The organism is Proteiniphilum sp. X52 (assembly GCF_003712195.1).
Classification (GTDB): Bacteria; Bacteroidota; Bacteroidia; order Bacteroidales; family Dysgonomonadaceae; genus Proteiniphilum.
The window spans coordinates 60,090-77,821 of sequence record NZ_RDSD01000009.1 but is presented as its reverse complement, the minus strand read 5'-3'; the positions used below and the strand labels follow the sequence as shown (position 1 = coordinate 77,821).

Below are 17,732 nucleotides of genomic sequence, written 5' to 3'. Positions count from 1 at the left end.
CAACCAACATGACACCGACAACACAAACAGCACTGTTCATCGCCGTGGTAGGAGTGGCAGGGATTTTTGTTTTTATGTCCTTCTTCTACCTGATCATCTTGGCGCTCGACAAATACCTGCCCTACCAGGAAGAAAAGCCTGAAGGAGAGTTTATTGAGGAGATATCCGAAGAGAGTGAAGAATGAAGAGTGAAGAATGAAGAATGAAGAATGAAGAGTGAAAAATGAAAAGTGAAAAGTGAAGAATGAAAAATGAAGAGGGAAGAGGGGGGCGAAAGGTGAAGGACATCACCGGGAAATGGCACCTCATTTCTGCTGCTTCCTTACATCTGCTCCCCACATCAGTTTGTCCCGCAGTGTTTCATAGAAAGTGTGGCCAATGCGTTTCACCACACGGAGCGTGTAATCATCCTTTCTCACCTGGATACTTACCGATTCGTCCAATACACGCGACTCTCCATCCACTGAGACAAGAAACATATGGCTACGACTTTCCACTTTCAATGAGATGATACTGCTGTCGTCTACCACTAACGATCTGGATGTAAGATTGTGAGGAGCAATGGCTGAAAGGATAATGCTGGGTGTGGTGGGTGATAGAATTGAACCGCCGATACTCAATGAATAGGCAGTGGATCCTGTGGGCGTGGATATCACCAATCCGTCCGCCTGGTAAGAAGTCAGATAATCATTGTTGATATAAGCATGGATCGAGAGCATAGAGGCCGTATCCTGTTTCAGGATGGCCACTTCGTTGAGAGCATGCACATTGAAATGTTCCGGGGGAAAGGCTTCATCAGTCGACAACTTCAGCAATGTACGCTCTTCCACTTTATATGAGCCTTCCATTACCTCTTGCAGGGTCTCTTCCATATCGGCATAATTAATGGCAGCCAAAAAACCCAACCGCCCCGTATTGATACCCAAAATAGGAATACCCGAATCACCTACCGTGCCGGCCGTTCTCAGGAAAGTACCATCTCCCCCCACGCTCACCACCATATCTACCGGAGGTAATTTCTCCTCGAGTGTGCAGAGCGGAGCGATCCGCTGGCGGAGAAGAGCCGGCAGGCTATAAAAAAAATTCACAGGTAGGCATAACTCTCCCCCGTTTCGCCTGATAGCCTCACATACCCCGCATATCTGCTCTTCGGCTTTGGCAGTCCTGTCGGGGAACATGCTCCCGAATAAGGAAAATTTCATCTCGTTTGTTTTTAGACGTTTAGAAGACTGAAGTTAAAAAGTGGAGAATTACTAATTATCAATTACCAATTACAAATTACCAATTACAAATTAAAAATTACAAATTAGCAGTCTCAAAAAAATTCGTTTTCCATTTTTCATTTTTCACTCTTCACTTTTCATTTTTCACTCTTCATTCTTCATTCTTCATTCTTCATTCTTCACTCTTCACTCTTCACTTTTCACTTTTCACTTAAATCTTTTCCCCCCTTATTTATCACATATTCAAATAGTACATCAGTTCATCTAACCGTTCTTTTTGCTTATCGGTTACTTCCCCTTCCTTCATGAAATAATACACCACATTATAATTAAACCGTTCAAAGCTTCTTAAAAGCACGGTCACATCATCGGTGTCGAGTTTCAAAGAGACCAAAAGAAATTCTCCTCCTGAAATAGGTATGACGTTGAGAGCTGTTATATGCACGTTATTACTTTCCACAATCCGGGCTATCTCAGTAAGGGTATAATCTTTCAACGGAACTTCCAGAATAATCAGGGAATTTTCCATCTTGGAAAGTTCCGTAAACTGTTCCGGAGTAAACGATGAACTGAATTTTTCCACCTGTTCTTTGATAAATTCTTTGGTCGACATTGCGCAAAACAGTTATTTCGTATTACTTTTGTATCTGATTTACAAAGATGGCAAAATTTTGCCTATTTGAAAGTTCCTACGGGTTTTTATTTTTTCTTTTTATGACCAAACTCAGTGTAAATGTAAACAAAGTAGCCACTTTGAGAAATGCCCGCGGTGGAAATATCCCCGATCTGGTGCAGGTGGTTATCGATTGCCAGCTTTTCGGGGCAGAAGGCATTACGGTGCATCCCCGTCCCGATCAGCGCCACATCCGTTATACCGATGTATTTGATTTACAGGCAAAAGTATATACGGAATTCAATATCGAGGGGAATCCTACGCCGGATTTCATCTCTCTGATCAGAAAAATCAGACCCACACAGGTAACGCTTGTACCCGACTCCCATGATGCTATCACCTCAGACGCGGGATGGGATACCGTTACACATAAAGATTTTCTGACCGATGTTGTCAATGAGTTTCAGACAATAGGGGTACGCACCTCCATTTTCATCAATGCCAATCCGGAAATGGTACGGATGGCATCGCACATCGGTACTGACCGGGTTGAGCTCTATACCGGCCCTTACGCCGAGGCATACCGGACAGACAGGGAAAAAGCCATAGCACCCTTTATTGAGGCTGCCACGCTGGCGAAAAACCTCGGATTAGGCGTAAATGCGGGCCACGACCTGAATCTGGAGAACCTCGCTTTCCTTTACCAGAATATCCCATGGCTAAAAGAAGTATCAATAGGTCATTCGCTCATCAGCGATGCCCTCTATATGGGTTTGAAAGAAACAATAAAAGCGTATAAAAATTGTTTAAAAGAGTCTGCGGAAGAGGTCTGACGAACCAAATTGACTATCTTTATCCGCAAAACAAATCAGAAGGCAAATATTCAGAATGTAAATATAATAATCGCGTGAAATGAATTTATTGCAAATACCGGTACCGGGAGATACAGCCCAGGCAATTTATGACACCATGCAGCAAGTAGCGACTGCCGAGACCGAAGCTGTCACAATGAATGCTTTCGATCTTGCCCTGAAAGGCGGTTGGTTGATGATCGTTCTGCTCATCCTTCTGCTGATGGCTATTTATGTTCTTATTGAGAGAACATTAGTTATCAACAAGGAAAGCAAAGAGGACAATTCATTTATGAATCGCATCAAAGATTATATCCACGACGGTAAAATCGACGCTGCGGTCGCACTCTGCCGCAATACCGACACTCCTTCAGCCCGTATGGTGGAAAAAGGTATTTCCCGTTTAGGGAGACCCACAGCTGATGTGATGTCCGCCATTGAAAACCAGGGAAATATCGAGATTTCCAAGTTGGAAAAAGGAATACAGATACTGGCTACTTCCGCGTCGGGTGCCCCCATGGTTGGGTTCCTTGGTACCGTGACAGGAATGGTGAGTGCTTTTATGAGTATGGCCAACGCGGGGGCTAACGTGAGTATAACCACCCTTTCCGCCGGTATTTACGAAGCATTGGTGACTACCGTTGCCGGGCTTATTGTGGGGATTATTGCTCTATTTGCTTACAACTATCTCACCACGCGCATCAAGGGAATTGTAAATAGATTGGAGATGAGAATCATGGAGTTCATGGATATTCTCAATGAACCCGCAGTATGATTGATTATCGGACTTGCTGATTTACTGATAATTAAATCACAACATCAACAAATCACCACATCACCCCATCATCACATTAGTTTTATGGCTTTAAAACAGCGGTTCACAATAGAGACTAATTTCAGCATGGCATCCATGACGGATGTGATCTTCCTGCTGCTTATTTTCTTTATGATCACCTCTACCTTTGTCGTGCCTAATTCCATACAGGTGTTATTGCCAAGGTCCCAGCAACAGACCCAGGCAAAACCCATTACGCGGGTAACGATAGACAAGGATCTTAATTATTACGTGGCAAATGCCAATGAAACGGAACGGCAGGTATCTTTCGAAAATATCACACCTTTCCTGCAATCGGTCTATTCGGCCGATCCCAGTATATTCGTCGCACTCTACGCAGATGAGACTGTCCCCTACCGGGAAATTGTCCGTGTGCTGGATATTGCCAATCAAAATCAATTCAAAATGGTGCTGATGACGCGACCGAATTAAAAAACCGTTTATCCGTTCACACCTGAGCATCTCATATCGGATGCACTTAGCCTTGCGGTCGATAAACCGATATTCCGCGGAAAGAGAGATGAGACCATCAGGCAGGTAATTGAAAACGGTGTCAATGCGGTTTCCTATACGCCGCCCGCAACAGCCGAATTGTTCAAGGAAAGAATGTTACGCCACCGAAGCGAATAAAACGTCCCGATTAAGTATACACAAATTCAGTTATCAGAAAATATGATCACAAGAGAGAAAATAGGAGGACTAATAGGAACGGTAATTTTTGCGATATTGCTTTTCCTCATCTTGTTATTCTCTGTTTTCACATTGTCATTTCCGCCTGAGGAACTGGAAGGCATACCGGTAATGTTCGGGACCACCGAAGACGCCTTCGGTATCGCCGAACCACCTATAACGGAAGTGACCCCTACACCCACCCCATCACCTGAGGTTCCACCTTATTCCCCGACCGAACCGTTGATTACCCAAACAACGGAGCCGACTATTGACGTGGAAGCGGAACGGGAAGAAGAACGACGTAAGGAACAATTGGCGGCAGAACGCAGGGCGCGGGAAGAGGCCGAGCGACGCAAGAAAGAAGAGGAGGCGCGCAAGCGGGAAATCAACCGCCAGATGTCGGGACTCTTCGGGGAAGGCTCGGGAAGCCGCGGCAATACGGAAGGCGAAGGCACACAGGGAGTTTCCACCGGAAACGCAACACAAGGCTCTCCTACCGGCACGGGTGGAATCGGTTCCTACGACTTGGGTGGGCGCAGTCTCGGAAGCGGAGGATTGGGCCAACCCAACTACACCGTGAACGATTACGGCACTGTGGTTGTTAATATCACAGTAGATCCTGCCGGCAATGTGATCCATGCGGAAATCGGGCGAGGGACAAATACTCCCAGTGCCACTCTCCGTGAGGAAGCATTGCGGGCCGCGAGAAGGACCAAATTCAATGCGATTAACTCTGCCAACAACCAGCAGGGAACCATTACTTATCGATTCAATCTCAAATAAAAAAATGCAATCATGAAGAAAGTAGCCCTCTTTTTAGCAAACGGTTTTGAAGAAATCGAAGCGCTTGCCACCGTAGACATTTTGAGAAGAGCGCGGATAGCTGTCGAAACCATATCCATTGCGGAAGAAAAAACCGTGACCGGCGCCCATAATATACCGGTCATAGCGGATAAAACCTTTCAGGAAGCCGATTTCTCTGGAGTAGAGGTGCTGGTTTTGCCGGGCGGAATGCCGGGTGCCAAAAATCTCAATGAACACGAAGCATTGAAAAAACTGATCACCCAGTTCGATGCCGAAGGAAAGCTGATCGCTGCTATATGCGCCGCCCCCATGGTCTTGGGAGGACTCGCTCTGCTTAAAGATAAACGGGCCACCTGCTATCCCGGATTTGAAGCCGAATTGACAGGCGCACAAACAACAGGTGAAAATGTAGTGGTCGACGGCAATATCACCACAGGAAGGGGTCCCGGACTGGTATTCGAGTTTGCATTAAGGCTGGTGGAACAGATCGCCGGACTCAAAACAAGACAAGAGGTGCAAAACGGCCTGTTACTCTGACCAATGAATAGGGTCGGAGCCGGGAACTTTAGATATTTTACGGTCACAAAATATCGCCGGAGAAAGATTGAGTCCTATTCTTAGCTGCAAATACTATCCGGAACCGTTTTCACCCCCAAAATTAATGGTGCAAATAGTTGTCTATTAACAAAGAAACAACTACCTTTGCACCGTTTTTTATCAATATAATGTCTCACTTATTTAATTGAAAATTATTACTCACAACACATGACAGAAAATTTAAACAATGTGGCTCCAATAGAAGATTTCGACTGGGGCGCCTATGCTGAAGGGGAGTCCTACAGCAAAGAAAGCAAAGAAAAGCTTACCGAAAGCTACGACAACACCTTGAACAAGATCAACGACAAGGAAGTAGTAACCGGTATCGTGACCTCCATGAACAAACGCGAAGTGGTTGTAAATATCGGCTACAAATCCGATGGTGTGGTATCGATGAATGAGTTCCGTTACAACCCCAATCTCAAAGTTGGCGACGAGGTGGAAGTATACATCGAAAGCCAGGAAGATAAAAAAGGACAGTTGATCCTTTCTCACAAAAAAGCACGTGCTTCCCGTTCCTGGGACCGGGTCAATGCCGCGCTCGAAAACAACGAAGTTATTAACGGATACATCAAATGCCGTACAAAAGGGGGCATGATCGTGGATGTATTCGGTATCGAAGCCTTCCTCCCGGGTTCACAGATTGATGTGAAACCTATCCGCGATTACGACATCTTTGTCGATAAGACAATGGAATTCAAGGTGGTGAAAATCAACCCTGAATACAAGAATGTGGTAGTATCGCACAAGGCCCTGATTGAGGAAGAGCTCGAACAACAAAAAAAAGAAATCATTTCAAAACTCGAAAAAGGACAAGTACTCGAAGGTGTGGTGAAGAACATCACTTCCTACGGTGTATTCGTCGACCTTGGCGGTGTAGACGGTCTCGTGCATATTACCGACCTTTCATGGGGACGCATTCAACATCCGGATGAAGTAGTGAAGCTGGATGACAAGATCAACGTGGTAATCCTCGACTTCGACAACGAGAAAAAACGTATCGCACTCGGTCTGAAACAGCTGACCCCGCACCCATGGGATTCCTTGAGCGAAACCCTGAAAGTAGGTGATATCGTCAAGGGAAAAGTGGTGGTCATTGCCGATTACGGCGCATTTGTGGAAATAGCGCCGGGAGTAGAAGGTTTGATCCACGTTTCGGAAATGAGCTGGACACAGCACCTGCACAGTGCTCAGGATTTCATGAGCGTAGGCGAAGAAGTGGAAGCGGTTATCCTTACCCTCGACCGCGACGAACGCAAGATGTCTCTCGGTATCAAACAACTCAAGCCCGATCCGTGGGAAGACATCGAGCAGAAATATCCTGTTGGCAGCACACACACTGCCACTGTACGCAATTTCACCAACTTCGGCGCTTTTGTGGAAATTGAAGACGGCGTAGAAGGACTGATCCATATCTCCGACCTCTCCTGGACGAAGAAGATCAAACACCCGAGCGAAGTGACGGAGATCGGCGCTCCCATAGAAGTACAGGTGCTCGACATCGACAAGGAAAACCGTCGCTTGAGTCTTGGTCACAAACAATTGGAAGAAAATCCATGGGATGTATTTGAAACCATTTTCACGGTGGGATCCATCCATGAAGGTACCATTATTGAAATGCTCGACAAGGGGGCAGTCGTTTCCCTGCCTTACGGCGTGGAAGGATTCGCGACACCCAAACACCTTGTGAAAGAGGATAACTCTCAGGCACAGTTGGATGAGAAACTGGAATTCAAAGTGATCGAGTTCAATAAAGATGCGAAACGTATCATTGTCTCTCACAGCCGTATCCATGAAGATCTGGCAGATGATTCCAGGAAGAAGGGGAATAAACGTGCCGGTGGCAGAAAAGAAGGGGGGAACGAAGCCGCCGCGGCTATCCCGGCAATGGAAAGAACCACCCTGGGTGATATCGAAGAGTTGGCCGCGTTGAAGGAAAAACTCGACAACCAAAAAATAGAAGCACTCAATAAAAAGGTAAAACAGGAAGAGGCAGCCAAAGAGGCTAAAGCAGCGGAAGCAAAAGCGCAAGCAGTAAAAGCTGAAACCGAAAAGGCCAAGGCAGAAACTCCTGAAGTTGCCGAAAACAAGGCTGAAGTGAAAGCGGAAGAAACGGCTTCGGTAGAGCCGAAAGCAGAAGACAAAGCTGAAGGCGAAAAAACCGAAACAGGGAAAGAATAATCATTCTTTCCCTACAGAATGTAAAAACTGCCTGGTAATCCCGGGCAGTTTTTTTATGGATCTGTTTAAAACATCGACCGGATTATGTAAGAATTTATGATGCTGGTATTTTCATCAGGGAATACATACGCAAATCCCCCGATAAGATAGAAGTGCGGGTTATCGAAAACATTTTATTCCCACAATTGTTTAAGATGGGAGTTATAAAATCAGCACTCTTGCAGTCTAAACAACAGGATTCTTTGTGTTGGGGCTTCTGACAGTGATCCGTAAGACAAATATGACACGCGTGTTTTCCAACGACAAACCCTATCGCGATTTTGCCGAATTCCTTTCAGCAAAATTCCCCTATAAAATACAAAAAATTTCCGTCAATGCCGGCTTCACCTGTCCCAACCGTGACGGCAACAAAGGGCGTGGTGGATGTACCTATTGCAACAACCGGAGTTTTAGCCCAGGTTATGGCAAACCGACCAAAACTATCTCGAAACAGTTGAGCGACGGTATCACCTTCTTCTCTCACAAGTATCCGGAGATGAAATACCTGGCCTATTTCCAGTCCTACACCAACACCTATGACACTCTCGAGTCGCTTATCTCCAAATATGAAGAGGCGCTCTCCTACCCCAACGTAGTGGGACTGATCGTGGGTACCCGCCCGGACTGCATGCCCAACGAACTACTTGACTATTTTGAAGAGCTCAGCAAGAAAACATTTGTCATGGTCGAATACGGGGTAGAATCCACCCTGAATAAAACATTGGAGAGGGTGAACCGGCAACATAGTTATGAAGAATCGGCCGAGATGATCCGGAAAACCGCCGGACGAAACATTCTCACAGGCGCGCATATGATCCTGGGACTGCCGGGGGAAAGCATAGAAGAGATACTTTCCCATGCCGGCACACTTTCACGACTCCCGCTGACAACGTTGAAACTGCATCAGCTACAGATTATCAGAGGAACTGCCATGGCTAAAGAATTCCGGCTGTTACCCGAATCGTTCCACCTCTTCGGGCTGGATGAATATATCAACCTGTGCGTCGATTTTGCGGAACGGCTAAAACCGGAGATTTACATCGAACGGTTCACCTCCCAATCTCCTAAAAAATTATTGATTGCTCCCGCCTGGGATCAGAAGAATTATGTGGTGAGAGAAAAAATAGTGAAACGCTTCCGGGAAAGAGAAACCTGGCAAGGACGATTGTACGGACAATCATAAGGACATCTGATTCTTTTACGCGAAGCCTTGGTATCACCTCAACGAGGCAGTTGTCACATTCTGTAGTTCCAGCCTCTTTGCACGTATTTGCCTCTTTGCAACTTCTCTATCTCCTCTTTATCATGGTTACCAAAAGCACCGATACGGCTTGTTCCCAATATCAAGCCTATCTGCCGGGCAAACTGCCGGAAGAACTGTTCCGGCTCGGGGCTGATCCCCTTTGTTTTTTTTAAATATGATCGGATATTTTTCACAGGACTGGGTATTGAAGCGGTGGCCTTCCTTATCAAATCCCTCCGCTCAGGATTCAATGCCTTCGCAAGCATCTGCAGATCGGTGTCATACAGCAATGTGCCATGATGTATCTCCCGCCCCTTGGAAAGATGCGAGGCGGTACCCGATATTTTGTATCCCTCCAGCCAAAGATCTTTCCGTTTTCTTATTTCCACCGGGATATCCAATGCCCGAAGCGCCTCCACCACCGGATCGAGGAAACGGGCACTCAACGGCTCTCCGCTTTTCGCGCGGATAAAACTGTAGTTCAGGTTTCCGGTATCATGATATACCGCTCCTCCGCCCGACAATCGCCGTATAATCCTGATATTGTGTTCTATGCAAAAATCCTGGTCGACCTCATTCAATACCGCCTGGTTAGACCCGATGATAACGCTCGGTTCATTGACATACAACAGCAAGAAATCTTCTCCCTTTTTCGAGAGAAAATGTTCTTCCGCAGCTAAGTTAAACGAAGGTAAAGTAGAGTGAGACAGGATGATGTTCATGACATAAAGTTGAACTGGTTGTAATAACCGATAGTCTCCCTGGTCAGGATATCGAGCTGTGTATAGTTCTCCACTTTTACCGGTTTGCGGTATATCAGGTACTCGATCAATGTCTTCATCGCCAGGAATCCCTGATGTTCCGGCTCCTGGCCGATCAGAAAATCAATATACCCGTTTTTCAACCCTCTCACATTGGGTGCCGTGAGATCCAGACAAACCAACCGGATATCATTCATCCCGTTTCGGGCAAAGTAATCGGCAACGATCCCTCCCCGCGAATTGAGCACTACTATCCCTCCTATGTTATGGTGTGTCTGAAAGAAGTGAGCCAGCTGTTCATCAAACCTTTCCGGCTCCATGGCGGCAAAAGGTATTCTCCGCACACTATTGGTGACCCCCTTTTCTGCAAGATAGTCATGAAAACCCTGCTTCCTCAATATACTCGTATTGGCACTCTCATCCCCTATCCTTACCGCATGCAACATGCCAATATCACTTCCCGAAGGGATAATGGAGGTGATCAGTTTAGCCACCAGATAACCACAGACGTAATGGTCGGAAGTAAAAAAAGCCAACGGCGCTGTATTTTCCAGGGTAGAGTCAACAAAAACATAGGGTATCTCCCTTTCATCCAATCGTCTCGACAGGCGAACGGTCTCTTCCTTAAAAGTAGTGCCGATAATGATGGCATCAGCATCGAGTTGCGCTATCTGATCATATACCTCCCTGCAAGAATAAATATCATATTGATTATAGGTGTATACCAAACATTGTATCCGGATATTCTCGAACTCTTCCAATGCATGCCTGATGCCCGAATGAATACTCTCCCAATATTCTCCCTCCATTACATTGGGGGTGGTAATCGCTACCTTGTATTTTCTTTTTAAGGACAATCCGGAGATATGGATATTAGGCTTGTAGTGTACTTTTTTCAACACCTCCTCAACAGCTATACGGGCTGATTCTGAAACATTTCCTCTATTATGGAGTATCCGGTCTACCGTACCCACCGAAACTCCCGCCATCTCCGCAATGTCTTTTATGCGAATTTTTCGTTGCATATTGGGCTAATTTTACACCTGTTTGGAATGGTGAATTGTAAACAGACAAATGAATGTGCAAAGTAAAGATATATTTTCAAATCCGGCAATATTATCAGCAAAACGATGTGGATATTTACTCCTCAAAGAAAAGTATGAAACAATATCCGCCAGCACAAACATATAAACAAAATTGATTCTCATCATATATATTTTCAATGATGTTTTAGGTTTTTCATTCTTCCGGTTGTAAAAATATAACATACCTTTGTGTTCTGCGATGGGGAGTGGGTTTTAATGCTCCTGCAAAAAGGCTGAAGAGATTGTAAGCCGGTAGTAAGATATCATTTACATTCTTAATTTGATAAAAAGAGGGTTTCAGTAAGGCTTTGAGAAGTGTTGTGCACGTGCACAAAATCACATCCCGTGTGCGAGCATGAAAGAGTGGGAAAATAAGCGTGAAATAATTACTCGTAAAATTCAAAACAGTTTCTTAAATGAAGTAACGAATGAACCGATAGTTGCCCAATTAAACGAATAAAAAACAAACTATGGAAAAGAGTTGGCGCTGGTTTGGTACAAAAGATATAATTACGCTCGATATGCTCCGTCAGATCGGGGTGGAGGGCATTGTCACGGCCCTGTATGATGTGCCTCCCGGCGAGGTGTGGGCAAGTGAAGCCATTCACAGCCTGAAACACCATATTGAGCAGGCGGGACTGCATTGGTCGGTAGTGGAAAGCCTTCCCGTTGCCGAGGAGATCAAATACGGGGCGCCTGAACGCGACCGGCTGATCGAAAACTACAAAGCAAGTATGTCCAATTTAGGGAAGGCGGGAATAAAAACTATCTGCTACAATTTTATGCCCGCTATCGACTGGGTCCGTACCGACCTGCATAGAAAACTGCCGGACGGCACATGCACCCTCTACTTCGACAAGATCCGGTTTGCCTGTTTCGACTGTATGATACTGCAAAGGGAGGGAGCGGAAAAAGATTATACAAACGAAGAACTGGAAAAGGTAAGATTGCTTTACAACAGGATGACCGAAGATGAAAAAGCAGTGCTGATCGACACCATTATCGTAAAGACCCAGGGGTTTATCCACCGAAGTATATCTGATGGGAAGACCGATCCTGTACAGGCTTTTAAAAAACTCCTGCAACTTTATAATGGGGTAAGTAAGATCCAACTCCGGGAGAATTTAAAATACTTCCTTGAACGGGTTATTCCCGTAGCCGAAGAATATGGGATCACCCTTTGCATCCATCCCGACGACCCACCCTTTCCGGTATTTGGATTGCCCCGGATCGTGACCGGGGAGGAAGATATCGAATGGATACTGGATGCGGTGGACAGTCCCGCGAACGGACTGGCTTTCTGTGCCGGATCCTTGAGTGCCGGCGCCCATAACGACGTGCCCGCCCTGGCCCGCAGATTTGCCGGCAGGACAGGTTTTGCGCACCTGAGGAGTACCGGATTGCTTCCCGGCGGCGACTTCATAGAGGCTTCCCATCTGGAAGGAGGGGGAGCACTGATTGAAGTGATCCGTATTCTGGAAAAACAAAGGCCTCATATCCCCATGCGGGTCGACCACGGCAGGTTGATGCTCGATGATGCCGAAAGGAACCATAATCCCGGATATTCCTTCTACGGGAGGATGTTCGCGCTGGCACAGGTGGAGGGGATAATGGCCGTAGTAAAAGATGAAATAAAGTCAGGACTTAAGACTTAAGGAATAATATATCTATTATCAACAACCTTCAATCATGAACAGAAACCATAAGATCAGGGTATTATTTTTTGCTCTTGGACTCATTTTTCACACGTATATCCTACATGCCCAGCAAGACAAATGGCAAGGGAAAGCGGTCGATTTTTCACATGGCAGGTTGGAAGTCCATCCCGGCAAACGGTTCCTTTGCCATGCCGACGGGACACCATTCTTTTACCTCGGCGATACCGCATGGGAGTTGTTCCACAGATTGAATGAAACGGAGATAGACACCTACTTTGAGAACCGCAGGGAAAAAGGGTTTAACGTGATCCAGGCAGTGATCCTTGCTGAATTGGACGGGCTCAACACTCCTAACAAAAACGGTGACAGGCCTCTTCTTGATAACGATCCTCATAAACCAAATGAGGCTTATTTTGCATGGGTCGATAAAATAATACACAAAGCCGCAGAAAAGGGAATGTTTATGGGACTGCTACCTACATGGGGAGATAAAGTGGATATTCAATGGGGAACAGGCCCTGTAATATTCGATACAGACAACGCGTATGCTTACGGGCAATATTTGGGAGAACGCTACAAAGATTTCCCCAATATCATCTGGATCAACGGAGGAGACCGCAGTGGTGGTGGCAGGAACAAAGACATCTGGGAGGCTATGGGCAAAGGAATCAAATCGGCAGATAACAATCATCTCATGACTTTCCATCCGATTGGTGCGGAAACATCGGGAAGTTGGTTTCATGATTATGATTGGCTCGATTTCAACAGTTGTCAGACCGGCCATGGCTATTGTACTTACGATATCTTTGAAAAGCTCATTACCGGGGATTATCACAGACAACCCATTAAACCGGCTATCAATCTGGAACCCTGTTACGAAGATCACCCGGTAAGAGGGCAGCCTGAAGGCGTCGATCTGTGGTTTGATGAAAGTGACGTACGACACGCATTGTATTGGAGTTTATTCAGTGGGGCATTCGGACATACCTATGGTTGTCACCCCATATGGCAGTTCATGGCTCCGGGATACGCGCCGGTAGGGGGCGTCCGTAACAACTGGTTTGATGTCCTCGACTTGCCGGGGGCCTGGGACCTGATTCATGCCCGCAGGTTATTCGAATCTTATGATTTTTTCAGCAGACACCCTGACAACGCCATTATCTTAACGGAGCAAACGGACGCTAAGGACTTTGCTACCGCAACAAAAGGAGATGGATACGCATTCGTGTACTTCCCCCATGGGAATAGCCTGGAAGTATCTCTGGAAAAAATTTCCGGAACAAAAAAAATAAAACTTCACTGGTTTAATCCCCGTACAGGTAAAAAAACCGGGATAGGTACCAAAGCAGCCAAAGGCTCTTTCGAGGCAACTCCGCCGTCATCAGGAAAAAACAATGACTGGATATTGATTATGGAAAGGTACTAAACGCATCTCTTCGCCTGCCCCTTATAACCTTTTCGCCATCTGTTCTTCGAGTTTCTCCAAGTCTTTGGTAAAGTTTCTGATTCCTTCCGCCAGTTTTTCTGTGGCCATGGCATCTTCGTTGATCATCCACCGAAATGTTTTCTCATCGATAGTGATTTTTTCAATCTCGGATTGTCGGGCAGCCTCCTCGCTCAATTTCCGGACCAAGACACCCTCGGTCTTCTCCAGCTCCTTGAGGAACTTCGGGGCAATGGTCAACAATTCACATCCGGCGAGTTCCACTATTTCACCGATATTACGAAAGCTGGCTCCCATTACCTGAGTCTTATAACCAAACTTCTTGTAATAATTGAAAATCTTTTTCACGGAAAGCACTCCCGGATCTTCATGGGCGGGAATCTCCGCGACACCCCGTTCTTTTTTATACCAATCCAGAATCCGGCCCACAAAGGGAGATATCAGACGGACACCCGCTTCGGCACAGGCAACTGCCTGTGCAAAAGAGAAGAGAAGGGTCAGGTTACAATGAATCCCTTCTTTCTCAAGTATTTCCGCGGCTTTTATGCCTTCCCAGGTGGATGCGAGTTTTATCAATATCCGTTCCCGCGAAATCCCCGATGTCTCATACAGAGCGATCAATTCCCGGGCTTTGATCACCGACGCTTCCGTGTCAAACGATAATCGGGCATCCACTTCAGTAGAAACCCTTCCCGGAACAATTTCCAAAATCTTTAAACCGAAATTCACGGCCAACTTATCCATGGCTTTTGCCAATTGCCCGGATTTGCCGGTTAGCTGCGTTTTACCATAGGCGACCGCATCATCTACCAGCGAAGCATACTTCGGGTCTTGCGACGCAGTATAAATCAAAGAGGGATTCGTGGTCGCATCGACCGGGTTGTATGCTTCAATAGAACCAAAATCGCCCGTATCAGCCACTACTTTGGTATACAGCTTCAATTGCGCTAATAAATTCATAAGGCATTGATATTTAACAAACCATCATCAACCATCATCGAAAATGCATTATTGTCATTTTACATTAAACGCGATGCGCAGTTCGTCGATCTCCTTGTCCCCCATGGGTTGCAGGGAGCCGATCGAAGAGGCCATCACCAGCGAGTTAGCTGAAAATTCAGCTACTTCCAGATAATCGAACGTATTCAACAATTTATCACCCGTGACAAAAACACTGTCGTTTTCTACCAGAATAACCCGATTGTGGTTAAACATTTTCGCCACACTATCCACATCATTATAGATCAGCCCGAAAGGAATGGAGGGGACATCCTGGAGGAAGATCCAACTTTCGGGGATTGTGCGCACATCAAATTTTGAGCCGCTCACCGCATGCGCCATCAGGTTCACCGATTGTGTGCAGATGATGGAATTGATATGCGGGTTCAACTGGTAAATACGTTGATGCAGGGCTACCGACCTGCTGGGTGTTTTTCCCGCTTCGGCCATGCCATTCTTTATCTGGACGATATCACCCGGCACAATATCCCATCGCGCCACATTGCTCGGTGTAATCAGAAAATCATTGCCTCTCCAACGTACAGACACCGTACCATAGGTCGATATCATCATCCCCAGATTACAGGCCCGACGGATGATATTCACCATCTCCGTGCGGATTGCCCGTTCATCGGAAGGATGCTCAATATCCATAAAATGAGAGATGTTTCTCGGCAAGTGATTCACATACTGTGCCACTTGTTCGTCGGTCAGATAATTCACCTGTCCCAGTCTTTTGGCATTCACGATGGTGCGGCAGCAGAACTCCAGCGTTTCGAATCGCTGATAGGCATCCATCATATCGGTACCGCCCAATACCACTCCGTGATTTTCCATGATTACCGCCTTATAACGGGTATCCTTGAACTCAAAAGCGATCTTCTCGCCCAGATCCTCGCTACCGGGAGTTCCATAAGGGGCGAATCCTATATCCCCGCAAATGTTGTGTGCCTGCGGAACGATCTTGGTGTCGGGAACAATACCCGCGATGCTAAAAGCGACCAGTGCGGGCGGATGGGCGTGGATGATCGCGGTTATTTCGGGTCTTGCTTCATAAATCGCCTTATGGAAAGGGAGCTCCGAAGAGGGTTTATGCACCCCGATAATGGTCCCATCCCTTTTCACCTGCATGATATCTTTTGGGGTAAGCGATCCTTTGTCCACTCCCGAAGGGGTAATCCAGATATCACCATTCTTATCCCTGATGGAGATATTCCCTCCCGAAGTAGTGGTCATCCCACGACTGTATATTCTTCCGATGATCACATTGATCTGTTCCACCGGATGCATTAAATTCACATCTAATTGTTTCATTTTTTATTGACTAAAGAGTAAAGACTAAAATCGATTAGCAGATTCATCCATCTGCCGATCAGCAGATTAGAAACACTAATCAACTCATCATCAGGTCAGTAACTATCAGACCCTCATTTGCTGTTAGCCAGCAAATAAGCTTCCGCCTCCACGCTCCACAATCCCTTGTGGCGACTACAGATAACAGCCAGTTCTCTAAAAAGTTCGTTGGTCTCACCAAGCTTTTCAAAGTCGGATATCGGAGTGAGCGGCATATCAATATGTGTATAGATCAGCTTCTTTCCACCCGGGATATGGGGCAGGTTGTTGGTCGCGTCGGCTACCGCATTCAATCCGCCAATATGGGTGATCAGTCCTGCTGGATCAAGTCCTTTACTCATAATATCGAGTGCTTCCACCATATCGTCGTTATTGCCTCCGCTGGTGCCGACAATATGTGTATAGGCATAATGCACATTGTAGAAGTTGAACATGGCGCTGAAATTGGGGTCACTGGGTCCGGCAAAGAAATTGAGGCAACCGTCGAACCCCAGTATGGCATCCCCCTGCTCTACCACCGGTCTGACGGGTGCGAAGACAAAGACATCATCATAACCGGAATCACCCGTCAGGGTTTTCAGTTCTTTCACCGGGTCTTCCATCGCGCCGGTATTGATATAGTGGAGATCAATTCCCCTGGATTCGGCAAATTCAACCGTATAGATCGAGGCAGCCCTGTCTAAGCGGGCCTGGTCCACATCGGTCACCACCAACAGCGATGGTTTACGGTCTTCACGATGGAGCACATAATTGATCGCCGCAAGCCCCATTGGCCCGACACCCGCAAGAATAGCCATCTTTCCTCCATCCACAATCTCCATCTTGTGCTTATAACTGCCGGGTGTAGTATGGTAGTTGGCATGCATCGCACCGATCACACAGGAGAGCGGCTCGGCCAGCGACGCAGGATAATACCCCTCACCCCTGAATTTCAACAAGCAGTCCCGCTCCATCACTTCGTCAGGAATAACCACATAGGTGGCATCTCCGCCGACATATTTGTAACTATAGCCGGGAGCGCTCAGGATGCCCACGGGGCCATTCTCGTAGTAGAGCGCCGGTTGAATGGAGAACTTATCCCCTGCCTTAAATTTATGAGCCCATTTGGAACCCACTTCCAACAATTCACCGGCGAATTCATGGCCGATGATGATGGGATTCTCCGCCACATCATCGGGAATACGTTTATGGTCGGTTCCCTGTGAAGAAGCTTTATAGGATGACATGCACAATGAATCGGTCACCACTTTGGCCAGGATTTCATTTTCTTTGATGGGCGGCAAATCAAATTCCTCCAGGCGCAAGTCCTTTTTGCCGTACAATCTCACTGCTCTCGTTTTCATATAATTATTGTTAGAGCCAAGAACCAAGATC

At 46.5% G+C, this 17,732-nt stretch carries 17 protein-coding genes; 10 read left to right on the top strand and 7 right to left on the bottom strand.

Features of this window, described 5'->3' with window-relative positions:
• The first annotated feature begins 8 nt into the window (after positions 1-8).
• Entirely contained in the window at positions 9-185 is a 177-nt protein-coding gene (locus D7D25_RS18000) for an OadG-related small transporter subunit (RefSeq protein ID WP_158602582.1), read from the top strand.
• Positions 186-305: 120 nt separating this feature from the next.
• On the opposite strand, the gene D7D25_RS09005 is transcribed toward D7D25_RS18000, so the two are convergent.
• A complete protein-coding gene (locus D7D25_RS09005) occupies positions 306-1,202 on the bottom strand; it encodes an NAD kinase (protein ID WP_122968633.1) in 897 nt (298 codons plus the stop codon).
• A gap of 256 nt (positions 1,203-1,458) precedes the next feature.
• Positions 1,459-1,836: a hypothetical protein gene (locus tag D7D25_RS09000; RefSeq protein WP_122968632.1), complete on the bottom strand. Its 378-nt coding sequence runs from the start codon at positions 1,834-1,836 to the stop codon at positions 1,459-1,461.
• Positions 1,837-1,937: 101 nt separating this feature from the next.
• On the opposite strand from D7D25_RS09000, the gene D7D25_RS08995 reads away from it, so the two are divergent.
• From D7D25_RS08995 to D7D25_RS08965, 7 genes are all read left to right on the top strand, one after another.
• Positions 1,938-2,669 carry a pyridoxine 5'-phosphate synthase gene (locus D7D25_RS08995; RefSeq protein ID WP_122968688.1) on the top strand — a complete coding sequence of 244 codons (732 nt, stop codon included), beginning with the start codon at positions 1,938-1,940 and terminating at the stop codon, positions 2,667-2,669.
• 136 nt (positions 2,670-2,805) lie between these two features.
• Positions 2,806-3,462, top strand: coding sequence for a MotA/TolQ/ExbB proton channel family protein (locus tag D7D25_RS08990; RefSeq protein WP_255417253.1), 657 nt, complete (start codon positions 2,806-2,808; stop codon positions 3,460-3,462).
• 84 nt (positions 3,463-3,546) lie between these two features.
• Positions 3,547-3,954 carry a biopolymer transporter ExbD gene (locus tag D7D25_RS08985; protein WP_122968630.1) on the top strand — a complete coding sequence of 136 codons (408 nt, stop codon included), beginning with the start codon at positions 3,547-3,549 and terminating at the stop codon, positions 3,952-3,954.
• Between the two features lie 240 nt (positions 3,955-4,194).
• A complete protein-coding gene (locus D7D25_RS08980; protein ID WP_122968629.1) occupies positions 4,195-4,977 on the top strand; it encodes an energy transducer TonB in 783 nt (260 codons plus the stop codon).
• A gap of 12 nt (positions 4,978-4,989) precedes the next feature.
• Positions 4,990-5,535, top strand: coding sequence for a DJ-1 family glyoxalase III (locus D7D25_RS08975; RefSeq protein WP_122968628.1), 546 nt, complete (start codon positions 4,990-4,992; stop codon positions 5,533-5,535).
• A 228-nt stretch (positions 5,536-5,763) separates the two neighbouring features.
• Entirely contained in the window at positions 5,764-7,776 is a 2,013-nt protein-coding gene (gene rpsA, locus D7D25_RS08970) for a 30S ribosomal protein S1 (protein WP_122968627.1), read from the top strand.
• A gap of 280 nt (positions 7,777-8,056) precedes the next feature.
• Positions 8,057-8,998, top strand: coding sequence for a TIGR01212 family radical SAM protein (locus D7D25_RS08965; RefSeq protein ID WP_122968687.1), 942 nt, complete (start codon positions 8,057-8,059; stop codon positions 8,996-8,998).
• Positions 8,999-9,051: 53 nt separating this feature from the next.
• Here the strand turns inward: D7D25_RS08965 and D7D25_RS08960 are convergent, their stop codons facing one another.
• A complete protein-coding gene (locus tag D7D25_RS08960; RefSeq protein WP_122968626.1) occupies positions 9,052-9,780 on the bottom strand; it encodes a lipoate--protein ligase family protein in 729 nt (242 codons plus the stop codon).
• Complete coding sequence (locus tag D7D25_RS08955) at positions 9,777-10,844, bottom strand: substrate-binding domain-containing protein (protein WP_122968625.1); 1,068 nt, start codon at positions 10,842-10,844, stop codon at positions 9,777-9,779. The genes D7D25_RS08960 and D7D25_RS08955 overlap by 4 nt, the downstream gene beginning before the upstream one ends.
• Before the next feature lie 530 nt (positions 10,845-11,374).
• Here D7D25_RS08955 and uxuA point away from each other — a divergent pair.
• Together uxuA and D7D25_RS08940 are read left to right on the top strand one after the other, a co-directional pair.
• Positions 11,375-12,559 (top strand): mannonate dehydratase, encoded by a 1,185-nt coding sequence (uxuA, locus tag D7D25_RS08945; RefSeq protein ID WP_122968623.1) that lies wholly within the window; start codon positions 11,375-11,377, stop codon positions 12,557-12,559.
• A 34-nt stretch (positions 12,560-12,593) separates the two neighbouring features.
• On the top strand, positions 12,594-13,988 hold the full coding sequence (locus D7D25_RS08940; protein ID WP_122968622.1) for a glycoside hydrolase family 140 protein: 1,395 nt from the start codon (positions 12,594-12,596) through the stop codon (positions 13,986-13,988).
• 21 nt (positions 13,989-14,009) lie between these two features.
• Here the strand turns inward: D7D25_RS08940 and tal are convergent, their stop codons facing one another.
• The 3 genes from tal to D7D25_RS08925 form a co-directional block, all read right to left on the bottom strand.
• The gene (tal, locus tag D7D25_RS08935) at positions 14,010-14,966 is read right to left on the bottom strand and encodes a transaldolase (protein WP_122968621.1); all 957 of its coding nucleotides are present in this window, start codon (positions 14,964-14,966) and stop codon (positions 14,010-14,012) included.
• Between the two features lie 54 nt (positions 14,967-15,020).
• Positions 15,021-16,319 carry a class II aldolase/adducin family protein gene (locus tag D7D25_RS08930; RefSeq protein ID WP_122968620.1) on the bottom strand — a complete coding sequence of 433 codons (1,299 nt, stop codon included), beginning with the start codon at positions 16,317-16,319 and terminating at the stop codon, positions 15,021-15,023.
• A gap of 113 nt (positions 16,320-16,432) precedes the next feature.
• A complete protein-coding gene (locus D7D25_RS08925) occupies positions 16,433-17,701 on the bottom strand; it encodes a zinc-binding dehydrogenase (RefSeq protein WP_122968619.1) in 1,269 nt (422 codons plus the stop codon).
• Positions 17,702-17,732 lie beyond the last annotated feature (31 nt).